The sequence below is a fragment of the Candidatus Ichthyocystis sparus genome (genome assembly GCF_900078745.1).
GTDB classification, from domain to species: Bacteria; Pseudomonadota; Gammaproteobacteria; order Burkholderiales; family 2013Ark19i; genus Ichthyocystis; species Ichthyocystis sparus.
The window spans coordinates 96,338-112,530 of the sequence record NZ_FKII01000049.1; the positions used below are offsets into that span (position 1 = coordinate 96,338).

The 16,193-nt window shown below is 35.0% G+C and carries 7 protein-coding genes; 5 read left to right on the forward strand and 2 right to left on the reverse strand.

The features are described 5' to 3' along the window. Positions 1 to 516: 516 nt before the first annotated feature. Positions 517 to 2,256 (forward strand): hypothetical protein, encoded by a 1,740-nt coding sequence (locus tag A6733_RS04505; protein WP_092415090.1) that lies wholly within the window; start codon positions 517 to 519, stop codon positions 2,254 to 2,256. Positions 2,257 to 2,540: 284 nt separating this feature from the next. On the opposite strand, the gene A6733_RS04510 is transcribed toward A6733_RS04505, so the two are convergent. Further along, positions 2,541 to 3,248, reverse strand: a complete 708-nt coding sequence (locus A6733_RS04510) for a hypothetical protein (protein WP_092401987.1) — start codon at positions 3,246 to 3,248, stop codon at positions 2,541 to 2,543. Positions 3,249 to 5,100: 1,852 nt separating this feature from the next. Here A6733_RS04510 and A6733_RS04515 point away from each other — a divergent pair. From A6733_RS04515 to A6733_RS04530, 4 genes are all read left to right on the forward strand, one after another. Beyond that, positions 5,101 to 5,691: a hypothetical protein gene (locus A6733_RS04515; RefSeq protein WP_092411309.1), complete on the forward strand. Its 591-nt coding sequence runs from the start codon at positions 5,101 to 5,103 to the stop codon at positions 5,689 to 5,691. Positions 5,692 to 6,299: 608 nt separating this feature from the next. Beyond that, positions 6,300 to 8,660: a hypothetical protein gene (locus A6733_RS08830; RefSeq protein WP_092411308.1), complete on the forward strand. Its 2,361-nt coding sequence runs from the start codon at positions 6,300 to 6,302 to the stop codon at positions 8,658 to 8,660. 386 nt (positions 8,661 to 9,046) lie between these two features. Next, positions 9,047 to 10,147: a hypothetical protein gene (locus tag A6733_RS04525; protein ID WP_092411307.1), complete on the forward strand. Its 1,101-nt coding sequence runs from the start codon at positions 9,047 to 9,049 to the stop codon at positions 10,145 to 10,147. A gap of 265 nt (positions 10,148 to 10,412) precedes the next feature. After that, on the forward strand, positions 10,413 to 14,381 hold the full coding sequence (locus A6733_RS04530) for a hypothetical protein (protein WP_092460505.1): 3,969 nt from the start codon (positions 10,413 to 10,415) through the stop codon (positions 14,379 to 14,381). A 20-nt stretch (positions 14,382 to 14,401) separates the two neighbouring features. Here A6733_RS04530 and A6733_RS04535 read toward each other — a convergent pair whose 3' ends face one another. Then, on the reverse strand, positions 14,402 to 16,183 hold the full coding sequence (locus A6733_RS04535) for an alpha/beta hydrolase (protein WP_092411305.1): 1,782 nt from the start codon (positions 16,181 to 16,183) through the stop codon (positions 14,402 to 14,404). Positions 16,184 to 16,193: the final 10 nt, after the last annotated feature.

Consider the following 16,193-nt stretch of genomic DNA (forward strand, 5'->3'; position numbering starts at 1 on the left):
GTCGCTGCTATAATATACAGGACTCCTTAATCTTATATACGATATTATAAGGTGCAAGGTTTATTTATTCAAAGTGTCGATATTCATGGCAGATATTGTTTTCCTATCTATGAATAACAATTGGTAACAATACATCACTACGATTGTGTTACAGTAGCTATGATATATAGCTTCCCCTCCACCTAAATACCACTTTATAGTACAGTTATAATACTGATTTACTACAACAATAATGTCCAAGAGATATTATAAGCGCAGTACTTCAACTATATATACCAGAAGTATAACATACTTATTATGTAAATAAATTTATACTAATTTATCTAAACTAGGGGTTAGAATCAGCTAGCCGGTTAGCTTCTTCTCCCTTCATTTGGCACCAAATGATACTAGAAATAAAGAAAGAAACTTTTTTAGAGAGTCAACCATACTGACCTTCAGATAATTGAAATTGGAAAATTCGCAGTGTCCATAAATAATACGACTATGCACACAACAAAAGAAGTCCCACTTCACATGATTGAAGAGGAAAGAGAGGAGATAGATGTTGAGGAGATAGATGTTGTAACGGTCGACGATAGTGAGGTTAGAATATTAACAACAAACGAAACAGAAAATTCTTCCACATCTACATCGGTTTCTGCGTCGATTATTTCTTTCACTAGCTCAACTTTGGAAAAGTTTCCGCCAAGTGATAGTACTGTCGTAGGAGTATCTCAACATACTGATACAAGTACGCAGGTAACAAGTTCAGCTCTTACATGTAAAGGTAGTACAAATGTAGTAGAACTTGGATGGACGCATCAACATGATCATGGTTCATATTCACACCGGGTAGTAACACACTCTAACAAGACAAAAAGGAGTAAAATTTCTACTGGTGTTCGTGGTGGTTATCGTCTCGTACATGGGAATGATGAAATAACCGGAAAAACATCTACCTCCTCTTCTTCTAGATCAAACTCGAGATCTATGATTTATGCACCATACCCCCAACAAGGGGCGGAAATTGCTAGCACATCAAGTGCACATACACCACTCCATCATCATCTACCATCGGTCAACTTTAATACTGCATTACTCCCGCCAAATGGTATATGGGAGCATATAAAGTTGAGTATGGATGATTTAGGATACAGTGGTGATAGAACATTAAGCACATCTCGTGAAGTAGCAGAATTCATAGCCATGGAATGTGAGTGCTCAGAAATATACCAAGGAATAACATCATCTATATGCCATGCTTCAGGTAGAAAAATTAGCACATGCATAAATCTCTTGAGCCATAAATATGGTGAATACTTTCTTAGTTGCAGTAGCAAACAAACAGTGCACATGTTGTCTTGTATGATTGCAAAATGTACTCTCTTATACCTTAGTGATACTCTGCTAGACTTACCAAATTCAACTGAGCCTTCTAGAGAATTAGATATACTTAATGAGCTAGGTCTAGATATAAATGGTTTATTAACTACCAATTTTATGGACGTCATACTAACCTACGCTAATGCTGTCTTTGATAGTTTTAAGTCATATGCGAATAATGGCATAGGCATACTTGTGGACTATACGCAAAACGGAGAGATAGGATATTTGTCAGATGCAGTATCGATAGCAATAGCCAGTATAGGATCCGATTACATTTTAGCAATAAAGTCTGAAGCTTATAGAATATTGACAATCGGCTGGCCATGTCTAATTGATACTCAAGTTTGCAGAAAATTCAACATAGTAAAGCGACCTCATTGTCCTTATGAAGGAATACTTTCAGCTGTAATCCTAGTGTACTCAAAACAGTTAGAAAGATGTATACCAACTGCCATAGATCATATCAAAAAAAACATGTTTTACAAATTTGGGCATGTTTACTTAAGGTCAGAAGTTTGTAATAAACTTAATTGCATAAGAAATATAGTTTTTGGCATTTGTGAAGATTTTCTGAAACTAAACAAACTGGCTATAGATAGGAGGGTATGGAAAGAAGAGTTAACCATAGAGTCCCTAGTAAGGGTTTTTTCTAACTACATTCTTCTTGAGAATGAGAGAGTAGCTACCGAAGTAAAAAAAGCCACTGATTTGATTGTCAAATGCAGCAGTTTGATATCACCAGAAGGAAACATGATTATTCCCATGAGTGGGGTAATAGTTAATGCGAGAGCTATTAATTACGTAACTGTACTGTTTTTACGTGAATTACGCTCGGCAGTAGAAAGTAATTTTAGAAATTATATTGTTGATAATGTAATTAATGATTAACTGTGTTAGTACCTTTATAACTATCAATGTGTAAATTATCACTTCACATACGGAGAAAAATTTAGGAACAACACAGCGTTATTTACTCTCATTATTGTTCCTATCCTGTTATCTCATTGACACTGAACTAAAAGGTTTGGCACAAACTACCGGTGGCGCGCAGTGTGACGCGTGTAGATATGGGCAAGTGATCATAAATTTCTTGAATAATATAGAGTAGAGAAGAAGTCACACATAACAAAAAAAACTTCTTTCCAATCTTTACAATAATTATTAACTAGCAGTTAGCAAAAATATATCACTATTATTGATAATAAAGCAGCAACAACCATTGCTAACAAAGAAATATAAACTATAAGCCACACCAGAGTTTGTGAGTTATTACTGATAGGGGGACTGCAATCACCAGATAACGCCCCAATAGCACCTCGACAAATAAAACTATTATCAACATCATCATTCGGAGTCGCAGGAGAGCCGTCATCACCATACTGGTAACAAGATGTAGCAAAACGCAAATCATCGCCATATAACGCCTCAATAGCACCTCGACAAATAAATAACCAACTATTATCAACATCACCATTCGGAATCACAGGAGAGCCGTCATCACCATACTGGTAACAAGATGGAACAAAATGTAAATCATCGCCATATTCTAAAGAATTACGTACCCCTTGAGTAACAGCACTAAGAGAACTTCTCTCACAATCATAGCAAACAGATGAAGATCTAGAACAAGATACGACAAAACCCATGAAGCAAGCAGAATGTCCCGAGGTAATGTGGCTACGAAGTATACTAAACTCAACAAGCTCAGTAAGTACTTCAAGAGAAGTTATATCCTCCTCTTTCAGCCTCCCCGAACAAACCATACACTGGCATAAAGAAACTAAAGAACTATCTCTATCAGAGCACGGCTCTACAGAAGAAGAACAGATGGATGAATCAGAATCACCAATACAGGAAAACGTTGCTTCAACATTATCCACGGATCCTCCCGAACACCACAAACCATCGATAAAAGGATCAGGTTAGCACAAATATCCGCACCTTACACATAACGGTTAAAGTTGGAATCTAGTGCAAACTTAATCTAATATGTAACAAGTTATTAAGATATCTGATAGATTATTCACATGTTACAAAACAATAAGTAACCACATGAACCAACATAAACAATTACTAAGCAACACGATACCATAAACACGTAGTAAACATAGATAGTAAAAGCGCTTACTTCCTATTATAGATATGTTTAACAGACAACATGCCGATTAGTGAGTAGCAAAAAATATTCAAATTTAACAACGATGATAAGCAACTTAATTTTCCTTGGATTGAGCAAGCAAACGTAAATTTAATCACTGATGATCATGAATTATTACTAATAAAATGCCACAATACCTATCCATGTTTTTAGGCATTAAATTGTATATGGTTCATTAATGTAATTTGCTTCAATAAATTATAAAATGTCATATAATAGCGACAGTGCTTTTATTATAAGCTAAAATTAGTTGCATCTTTATCCATATAAAAAAATTATAATTACTTGGCATTACACAATATGCATATCAACTACCAATTTTGATCTTGACAAGTACTGAATAATAACTTTAAACATAATGATATGCAGTACATTTCTATACATACTAGCTAATTGTAGAAAATATTAACAACAGTTAATGCTTGTAAATTATATTTAATATTCTTTGCAATAGATGTTATTAATAAATTAACTGCTTATAGTAGCAATAAAAACACATTATGAAACATAATATTAGCATCAACTATACTCATCAAAAAAACGTGATCTTGGATAGTTAACCTATTCTTAATAGATTAGCATCTAATATTCACATTTACTTAAATACATATGATTATTTTTATAACCATATATTTTATTTTGATACTACTTTATATTAAGCACAACAACTCAATTGATTTCTTAATATTATACGGTTCGATGTAATCAATAGTATACAAATATATTAAATAATAAACTGAACATAGAAAAGCGTTGATATTTAATAGTAATAAAAAGTACACTTTCACTGTATTTATAAAAAATACAGCTAACAATTTATCTACAATAGTATTGAGCGTACATGCAATTTCTATGCTACACAACTTGCATAGTTGATTTAAAAATAATACTTTTTATATATTTTTATTAAATTACGAGCATAGATTAAAGTAGGTATAAGGAGATGGTGCCATTATTACTACAATTTCATACACATCAGATAAATATCCTATGTTATTAGTAAAATAAACCCAGCAATAATAATCATATAATATTGTAATAAATTTACACTTAAAAAATATTGTTTATGCATAGCATAGTAAATATGAGATGATAAATAATAGCTATGAGTTCTCGTGTTACTGTTAGTTAATACCATATTGCCTTAGTCCATATAATTTAGTACATTGCGATATAAAATTTGTTACTACATGTACTAATTTGTTTCTCTGCAGGACGTAGATTGCAAGTAAATACGTAATATGGTTATTTTTATTAATTAAATACGTGGGAAGTTTGTAACACCAAATTACTTAGAACATATTATTCCTAGGTAAATTACTATTATGATTGATCTTAATGCGGTAAACTCTATGGGTTTTATCCTGGTTGTCATTTAATCAAGATAGTGCCTATCATTAACATTACAATGTTGTGGGCATAGGTGTGGGTATCGTAGTAGTAAAAGGAGGTGTGCAACCTGCCAAAGTAAATATAAGTACTAGGTATGTTAAGCTTTACTATATTCAAATGGGTGAGTATTAATTAGTACTCTTAATTAATTTGGCATATAAATATAACAAGGCGGTCATATTGTGCTTGATAAAAATCATCGTGATGTGAGCACTTGTAGTACTGCAGCTAGACCAGCTTCTTCCTGTAGTAGTAGTAGTAGTATATCAACCTGCATTTTAAGTAACTTAGAAACTGATTTATGTTGCTGCTGCTTCTGCCTTACTCGAGTCACGCTTAATTCAGGTAGATATGGGCTTGTAAATACAGTCAAAATTAAAGATGTTATGGAATGTATGTCTTCTCACATACAATCAAGACATGAAGAACTAGGTCATCTTGAATGTTCCGTAGGAGAGAAATTTGTTGTGTCGGTTGATGGTAAAATATTTGAATTATGTTCTTCCCTAGAAGAAGCTGTAAGAAAAAGTTCTGAAGTAAGTCATGGACGTGCAGAAATTACATTTTTGTCACACTGTCATACCGGACAACATGAAATTTATTCATTTGATAATGGCAATAATATCTGCCAAGATTGCATTAGAATAATAAAAACAGACATGCAACTTAGTGTTCCTATCGGTTGCAATATTCTTTTGTTGATTTTATTACTACTACTAATCGCTTGCATTGCAGGGCTTCTGGCAATTTTTTATGGCCCCATAAAATGGTGATAAAATTTGTATATAATCATGAGTATGGTTGGTGATGTTGTATGGTACAAAATTTCCCGCAGTAAAGAATAAGCGCTATTAATGCTAATTAATTCAACACATTCATAACTATTAAAAATAACCATGCTAATTAAAACAGTGGTGCATGTAATATTACATTATCATAAAATACCAATAGAATAAAAAAATTAATATCTTAAAAAAATTCTATTAATACTATAAAGCAGGTAGCAATATAATCTTCTTTGAATTATTTCAATACTAATACCTGACAATAAACTATTTCCTAATAGAAATAAGCAATAATACATATTCATAATATTGAATAACCTCAATAGTATTATTGTATACATTTAATGTAATTATTATTATGAAGATAATAATAAACTTATCTCTGCCTTTTAAAGTCATAAGCAGCGGTGTGCTCGGCCGTTGAAATTGTGGTTTATCAGACTTTATCAATATACGCTAGTAATCTAGATGGTAACTGTGTTTGGTTACAACCTACCCTGTCTGGAACGTGACTGTGTTTGCACAGTATAAATTAGTTAAAAATCAATGCTTATAAAACTACTACTCTAAAATCTATATCCACAAAGAGAATAATAATGGAAAGTTTATCTAAAAACTCGGTGTCAAATAGTACATCTAGCACTAGTAACGTAGATGTCAAAGCAGATGTCGGAAAATTGGGTAATAAGTCCATAGAAACATCTGAAAGTAATGGCACCCATAGATCGAGAAATGACTCTCACAAGGATGTTAGTGGTGCGAGAAAAATGTCTATCAGCATAGACAATTCTCCCAATTTATCCAGCAAAGCTGCAATGGGTAATCATAGAGTAAATGTAAGCGAAGAAAAATCTCCTATGCCGGATAATGATGGTTTTATAACAGCCACAGCTATTAGAGTAGATGTTGAGGAAGATGGTGCCCATGAAAAAGGACGCCTATCAAGTGAAATACTGAATAAATTTGAAAATAAAGCACCACAGGAGAATAGTAAAACTTCTGGTACAGAGCCTGGGAAATTGCCAAAAGAACTATTATCAATGTTCCAAGGACAAGAAACCACTACTGATGGTAATGCCAATTCTAAAACCACTGGCAAACTCTCAAAAGACTTGCTAAGCAAGTTCATAAATACAGGATCACAGGATAATAATAAAACTAGCAGTACAGAACCTGGAAAATTGCTAAAAGAACTGCTATCAATGTTCCAAAAACAATCAACTGGCGGTGATGGTAATGCCAATTCCAAAACTACTGGCAAACTCTCAAAAGACTTGCTAAGCAAGTTCGTAAGTACAGGATCACAGGATAGTGGTAAAACTAGCGGTACAGAACCTGGAAAATTGCTAAAAGAACTATTATCAATCTTCCAAGGACAAGAAACCACTACTGATGGTAATGCCAATTCCAAAACTACTGGCAAACTCTCAAAAGCATTGCTAGATAAGTTTGGAAATACGAAACCACAGGAAAATAGCAAAACTGCTAATGCAGAACATGGAAAATTGCTAAAAGACCTGCTATCAATGTTCCAAAAACAATCAATTAGTGGTGATGGTAATGCTGATTCCAAAGATATTGGTAAACTTTCAAAGGCATTGCTAGATAAGTTCGGAAATACAGGACTACAGGAGAATAATAAAGCTGCTAGTACAGAACCTGGTAAATTGCCAAAAGAACTACTTGCAAAAATGGAAAAAGAATCAGAAAGACTCGGGGGATTAGGGGGTAAAAGTCTACCAGCAGGATTAACAGTACCTCCTATGCCTACAAAACCAGCTACTGGGAATGCAGAGCCTGGTAAACTATCCAAAGAACTCCTTGCAAAAATGCAAAAAGAATCAGAAAGACTCGGAGGATTGGGTGGTAAAAGGCTACCAGCGGGATTGACAGTACCTCCTATGCCTACAAAAACAGCTACTGGAAATGCAAAGACTGGAAAATTATCCAAAGAACTCCTTGCAAAAATGCAAAAAGAATCAGAAAGACTCGGGGGATTGGGTGGTACAAGAATTCAGGAAGGATCAACAAAGCCTACAACAAAAACACCAACAGACCATACTGACACTCAATTCCAAACAGGCCATGCTTTTTCACCGGTCACACAAGATGTACTAAATACATCAGGCTCATCAGGCATCACTAGGAGTGCTGGAGACGTAGATATCGCTGATGGAGCTGTAGGTAACAACGGCACTGGCGGTATGGGTGGAGTCGGCGGTATGGGTGGAGTTGGTGGCATAGGTGGAGCTGGTGGTATGGGTGGGGCTGGTGGTACTAGCAATGTTAACGTTACAGTCAATGTTCCTGGATCGGCAATACCAAGTACTGCCGTAAGTGGTGGAGCTAATACGACCGGAGATAACTCTTTCGAACGCCTTGATTTGTGGTTTGCAAGTGCACTGACCTTAGATTCGGGTTTCGGATTCCCCATCACAGGTGCCAATCAAAGAGAAATTGCGTTAATAATGAACACATTAACTAGATTAAGTGAATCTGAAGCAGGAAACAATATATTAGCTAACTATGCTGAAGCATATAGTACAGATCCAACATTTACTGTTTTCCCAAGCAAAACCCTAGAGCATCTTGGTATAAGAACATCACCGGGAAGAAACGAAGTTAAAAGCTCATCAGGTGAAACTATGATTGTACACGCACCTATTGTGGATCCTACGGAAAATGTAACTAACCCCTTTAGTGCATCATCTTCACTTATATCAACAGTTACTGACGTAATGACTCAAAAAAAATCACCTACCTCTGCCTTAGTTAGGCAGTTAGCAACTGCAAGTCGTGGGGGTAATAGCTCATCAACAAAAGCATCAACTGTACAAAGGCAGAGGGATAGAGAAGTAGCAGATCTACATAAATACAATGTAAGAAATAATAGAGAAGAATCTGAGGATGTAAGTATAGAAAAGGAAAACGCAAAAAGGAGACAAAGAGAAGTATAGAGAAAAGTAATAGATAAAAATAACAATCATATAATAGAACTATGATACCCTGAGCAATTAGCTACTATATTTTACTGTAGTACGTGTGTATTGTAATTTTGTCGTTAAAACAAAATAATGCACGCCGCCGGGTGGCGTTGTCAGAAATATGATGAATAGTATTTACTCTTCTACGTCTTCCCAATGAAAAAACAATCCGTACTACATACTGTTAAAAATGACTAATTACTAACAGATTATTGCTAATAGGATCTATAGAATAAGAGCTGTGGGATTACTCTTGTGCTGTGTATCGTGTGGCCGTTTCTCTTTCTTTACCCATTGTAACAAACGTGGTGTTAGTGGTAGTTTTGGTGTCATCAATCTAATTGGTAGGTATAGTGACTGTGCATGTATCTAATACGCCCTCCCCTTCTATAACTACTGTAGAAGAACTGTCTCCACTTACTGTTGGAGATCGCTCCGCTGTAGGTAGCGACCTCGAGCAAGATGAGGAATATGCACAAGCTACTAGAAGAAGTAGCACTAATTCAACACCAGATATAGGTAGCGGGAGAACAAGCTTCTCTGGTCTACCTGAGATAAATCAGGATATGGGATCAGGTGATTTTATTGATGTTGGTGGTAATAGAGTCTACCGTATCAACAGCCCAGAACTCCACTCTATGATTTCTGAAACAGATTGTTTGTATACCCACTCTCCAGCCCCATCCTTGAGCATTAACATATTTGCTCGCTCACCAAAAGAACTGGCCTCTATAATCGCAGGTATAGGAAAAACCTTCTCTGTTTTCTCTCCTGAGGATATAGAAAAAATGTTTGGTAACGGGGGCATAATATGCTCCAGATCAATTATCAAAGATCACGGAATCACGGTTCCTGATGAAGCAAGATGTATGTACATACATAAGAGTTCTACGTGTGAACCTATTATGTTGCAATTCATAGGAATAGATTTCCAAGGAACACCCACTTCTCCTGCAAAACAGAGAATGCCTACTTCATCCGTAAGAGCTGGACAAGAAAATAGAACCTCTCCTGGGAGTGAATCAGACCCAGGAGACATACTATCCGTTCTTAAAAAATTAATAAAATCAAAAACATCAAGTAGCCACAATGAATATCCAGAAAATGATGAAAGGTCGTATTATTCTCGTTTATCGCAAATTAGCAGTCCGGTTCTAAGAAGTAATATTGATAGTGAAGACGATAGTATGGAGCCAGATATTACTGAAGACATAAGTGAATTTGAGTTTAACGAAGATCCAGGACGCACTGAAAATGAAGTAGAAGAAGAAGAATCGGAAAGTGAAGGAAGCATAGAGATACCTAATGAACCTGTTAAAGTTAGAAAAAGAAAAACTATCGATGGTGATGATGATACAAATACTTCTACAGCCGTAGCATCAAAACAAAAATACGCAGGAAATATCGTAACTGTAGAGGCTCAAGTACACTCCGTTGCTGAAATAGATGAATTAGATTAGTAGTAAGTGTAATCCATTAAATAAAAATTATAGTAGGGAATACGGCTATAATGATATATGGATAATACAACCTGAAACCCGCTCTAATCATTGGTTTACAGGCCTAGGATGTTATTGCAATAGGCTGGTATCCAATATCATTATGCATATATTATTGGTATCATACTGACTTTCGTTTATGCGTTAGATTAATCCAGTAAATCAAAGATTAAGTATAAATAAAAATTGGATCGGTATAACCACATAATTAAAGGACGCAGAGCCAATGGAGCTTGGACGTGGAGTTGGCACTAATTTAGGTGACCCATACGACCTCCTCTCTACCACAGGTGAGGAGGAGGATGGTGATGAATCCAAGGAAGAAGAGGCAGGGGCAGAAGCAAATGCATCTGGTGGAGATGAACTCACCGAATTTGATTTTCAAGATGTTGAGTGGTGGGATGATGAATTTGATAACAGAGATAACATTAGAAACCTTAATGCATTGTTAGAGATAATAGAGAGAGATCTTGCATCAGCAGAACAAGAAGCTAGTATTATTAAGGATATACAAAGTGATACTTCAGTAAAATCAAGATTAACATCGATATCAGATGATGTTAAAACACTAAAAGAAAAAATTTCCAGAGATATAAGTGCACGAGTTTCTGCAGCTGATGGAATAAGATTAGAAGCAGAAAAAAGAGTGGCAGAATTTGAGGAAATAATAAATGAAAATACTGGCAATCAAAAAAATAGATTGCTAAAAGAATTACGGAATAAAATCGAACAATTTCGAAACTCAATGGAGGTAGAACTAGGAAGCAAAGAAGCTGAAATCAGATCTAGGCATGCCTCTCTTGGTGATGATGATGATGATGAATTGCAAAAAGAATTAGATCAGGCAAGAAGTGAAATGCAAAAAGAACTATCCTCTAGAGAATATTCATTAAAATCAAAGTGTTACTTAAAAATTAGGGCACTTGAGTCACAAGCAAAAAAAGAGATTCTCTTAACACAAAAAGAAATATATGCCGAAGCAGGCGCAAAAACTAAATTACTGCTGGCAGGTATTAAACTAGACGATGAAAATCTAACTGAAATTTATAAAGATGACTCAAAAACAGAACAAATTAGAAAATTGGTTAAAGAAGAGTACAAGAGAAAATCAGATAAAGCGGTAAAAGAAAGTAGAGATATACTGTTAGAAGAAATGGCATCAATACTAGAAGAAGTAGAAAAAGAAATAATAAAAGCCCGTGCAGAATCAAATGTCAGACTAGCTGCAGAAGTAAATAAAATACGAGAAAGAGAAAAAGAATTACTAAAAGAAGCTACGGAAAAACTGGAAGCTGATTCAAGAAAACAATTGAATTTATTAAAGGCAGAGTGTGAAACAAAACTCGCGCGAGAAGTTTCAGAATACAAAGAAGAACAAGAATGTAAAGCACTAGAAACAAAAGAACTTATTAATGAAGAAACAAAAAATGAAATTTCTGCACTAAGAGCAAGTAAAGAAAAAGAGCTTAAAGCTGAGATAAACAGACTAGAAGAAAAATTAAGGGAAGATATTAGTCTTTGCCAAGAAAAATTATCTAAAGAAATAAGAGAAGTTGAAAATGATACAGAAGAAAAATTAAGAATCAAAAAAGAAGAATGCAGGAGAAACTTTTTAGAAGAGTGTGCCAAAGTAGAAGAGGCAGCACATAATGAACTATCTGAATTTAATTCTTCCGTAAAAGAATCTACAGACAAAAGAATTGCTGCACTTGAAGAAGAAGCTATAAGTATAGTAGCTGGTAAGGAAGAAGAACTTGCAGAATTACAAAAGGAATCACAAGACAGATTATCTATTAGCGTTCAATTGATAAAAGAAAAAGAAGAGAACTTACTTCAAGAAGCTAAAGATAATTTAACAAGAGGTACTCAATCTCAAATACAATCACTAAAAGAAGAATTATCTGCCAGACTTAATGCAGAATTAGATAGATGCAGACTGGAGCAGGAGGAGTCAATACAAAAAGAAAGATTATTGTATGAAGAAAAAAAACAATCAGCTATAGCAGAGATTAGAGAGAAAGAACAAGTACTAGAAGCTGCCTCTGCTTCTAGTAGAGAAAAATTTGAAGATATGCTAAAAGAAATAGAAAGAGAAGAATCTAAAAAATTAGAAGCAGCTATTGCTTGTATAAAAGAAAATTGCCAAGAAAAAATACAAGCAGCAAAAGTATCATGCGAAGAAAAAATTAATGAAGAGGAAGATAAATTACGCTCACAAGAACTTGAAGAGCTTGAAAAAATAAAATCGGAGTCTTTAGGTAGATTACAAGAAGCTATGACTGCAGCAATAGCAGAAGAGGAACATATTATTTATCAAGCAATGGAAAAGCTAGAAGAAGAAAAAGAAAGAATTAGAGTTCAAACTCAGGAAGAAGTTAATGCATATGAAGCCAGACAAGGAAATATTTTAGAAGAGGCAAAAGCAGAATGTTTTTCAAATACACAAGAAAAAATTGACATCTTGCGCAGAGAACAAGAAGAACAACTGAATGCAGAAGTGTCAAGATTAGAGAAAGAACTAACTACTAGTATAGCTAAATTAGAGGAAAATTATGATAGAAAACTCACTGAAATTACTTCTCAAAAAAACACAGAGATGGAGAACAAAAAAGAGGAACTAGAAAGTGAGTTTCTCTTAGCATATAAAAGATGTAGTGAGGAAGAAGAAGAAAAATTCAAAGATAGAATGTCTGAAATTCGTTCTTCGTATGCTTCTAAAATAGAAGAAGCAAAAAATGATATGAAAGAACTGTTTGACGATGAAAAAGAAAAGTATAATAAAGAATTAAGAGAAAAAATTGCTGCTGTTCAAGAAGGATGTGCCCAAGAATTGGATGATGCCATAGAAGAAGCAGCTGAATGTGAAAGATTATCACTACAGAAAGAGTTAGCTAAATTAAGAGAAGAAAAAGAGAAATTACTTAGAGAAGAAAAGGAAAAATTAGATTCTGATATTAGCAGAGAGTTATTGGAATATAGACGGCAACAATTAGACATACTTAACTTGGAAGCGGTATCAAATTACATACCGTTAGCTACAGCGCTTGCAGAACTTAGAAGAGAAGAGGAAGGAAACTCTAGCGAGTTGGAATCTATACTTAGAGGTGGAGTAATCAAAGACTTAACAATTAGTGCACAAGATTCACTGATACCAAATGAAGATGATAACATATCACTTACAGATCTTGTATCATCCATAGATGCCGAATTATCAGAATCCGCAACGGATCAAGTAGATCATAGATCACCCCCCCCACTAAGGTCGTACAGCCCCCTTGGAGCAGCGGCGGTATACCACCCAGAAATAATGACGGACAGTGAACTAGAGGGAGAGCTCAAAAGACTTGAGGAGATCATTAAAAGAGAAATGACTGAAAGTAACGATAGTTCTGTAGAGTCAGATCCAGAATTACTTGGACGTTTTCAAAGAATTGAAGATTCTGTTAGAGCAGAAATGAGAGGTGGAGAAAATTTTGATGTTGATAGTAGTAATGATGATGTATTCGCATCTAGAAGCAGTGGTGCTAATTTAGAGGCGTCATTAGATCAGGTAGTACGACCTAGAACTAATAGAGGTAGAGCAGCAAATGCAGATAGAAGGCGTCATTATAGCGGCAGTATATCAGATGAAGAAACTGTACATAGAGATCACGATGAGTTTGTACTTACAAACGATGAACTATATGAATTTATGCTTGGGGAAATTACTTCTGGTAGAAATATGTACAGCCACACAGTACTAGGAATGCAGATTAAAATTTATGCTCTAGATACTAGGGATCTAGCTTCAATAATTAAAAGTGTTGAACTGTTATGCAGATCTATATCTACTGACGAAGCAGCTTTAGCATTTTCACCTCCGGCAATAATATGCTCTGCTAAAGTACCTGCACGATTTGGAATCGATTGTAATCCAAATAGAGTAATTAGGGTTACATCTAGTGCTGATAGCTCTCAAGTAATCACTATGACTCCAATCAACCCACATAATGTAGGCTCGCTCTCCCCACTAACCAGTCTTATGCAACTTGGAATGCGTTCAGTAAATAATGAAACAGGATCAGAGTTGGGACAAAATCGTTCAATGGAAGATATTACTACTAATAGACGGCGTAGAAGGAGTAGTAGGAGTAGTAGAAATAGCAGAAGTAGAAGAAGTAGTAGAAGTAGAAGAAGTAGTAGAAGCAACATGTAGAAAATCTACCCTTACTCACCTTAGTGAGAAGGTATGTCCTTCATGATATCCTCTATAAACCATGGCACACACGATGCATGCATCCACTCTGGGTGTGCTTTAGCTTTAACAAATGACACTACAGATTTATAAAATGGTGAATTCTTTCTGCAACTACCTTTATTTACCAGTTTGAAGCCATTTTCTTTTAATTTACTAAATAAATCCACAGTGTTTTGATAGGAAACAATTGGATCAGATTCCTCATGATATAAATTAACAACCATAGAAGATTTAGGGGCTATAAATTTTAGTGAAGAAAGTTTATTAGTTATAGTATCAAGCGATAGTGCCGCATCAACATATCCATATTTTCCTTCAAAAAGATCTTGTACAAAAGATTTTTTTAATAAGCCTATTATGTCGTAAAAAGCAGACTCGAAAGTATTGGCTGGCATATTATTATATGCTGCTACTGATCTTAGGTACCTTCTCATGAAAACTGGTAAAAAAAACTGGTGAGAACGAATATAATATAGATATGGATTACTTTTTGAGTCTGTTGAATTAACCATACTAGCGTAAGAAAAAAAAGTTTTTTCCAAATTATATGGTCCATCAGCAGCATACACATCTTTAACGGAAGATGGATCTATAGACAGCATGTAGCGCGCCATTGCTAGACTAGTATGTGCTCCTTGGGAAATACCCATGAGATAATTAACATTTTTTAGAGAAATATTATGTCGATTCTCAAAATAACCCCTAATGGCTGTAATGAGATCTGTGTACTCTGAAGCTTCTGCTACCTGCATAAGGTATGGCTCTACCCTATTTTTAGTTAACCCAAATCCTAGTCCATCTGAGGAAACAACAACATAGCCACGTGAAGCAATAAGTGCTCCAACTATAGTCTCCAAATTACTTTTTTCAGTCTGTGCAACCCCATTTAAAATGGTAGCATGCTGATATGAAAAAACTGGAATATTGCTGTAATCAATATTTTCACCATTGGGAATAATTACTACTGCACTAAGTGAGACAGGAGCTCCATGGGGGTCGATAGTTCTATAAACAGCGTAGTAAAAAGAAACTCCATAAAGTGAATTTGGATAGATTATATGAGGAAAATAAAGTGACATAACTAGAGATAATGCTGAGCCACTAAAATTTTCTCGTGCTAGTACCGGTAGATTACGGAGGGTTTCTCTCCCTATAGCATTACCCATAGTAACTATCGCTCTCCATGGACCAGAATCAATCGGCAGATCTATTTCGCGAACATCAAAGGCAATCCTCATAAATAATGTATTGAGTTCATCTCTACTGAAATTACTAGTACGATTAATATGGGGTACAACAATACTCAAAGGTAAAATAGACACTAGATGACCTCTAGTATCTATACGAATTCTTGAGGTAGTAAATGATGAAATTTTACTCCCATTGAAAAATATATTATACCGTTCACCAGCATGCAGGTTCTGCAATGGACGGAGCGTAATATCACCATAAAATATATTTTTTTTCTCTGACTCATATTCATCATGTAATAAAATACGAAGGGGAACAGTGTTACCATTGTTGTCTATTAATGTGGGATCAAAACAGACGTTAGGCTTTCTAGACATATAAACTATAACTATGTCAGAGTTTACAGGAGCGTTAGGTACTCTATTTTTAGGTAAAACTTGTTCAACAGTGCATACCTGCCCACCATTAGCATATATATCACCAGCTGAAGCTATTCCTAAGAAGAGGAAAAAATAAAAGGGCAATAGACGCACAAGGCCACTTGCACTGTTGTAAGATAAAACTGACATAAAGCTACAC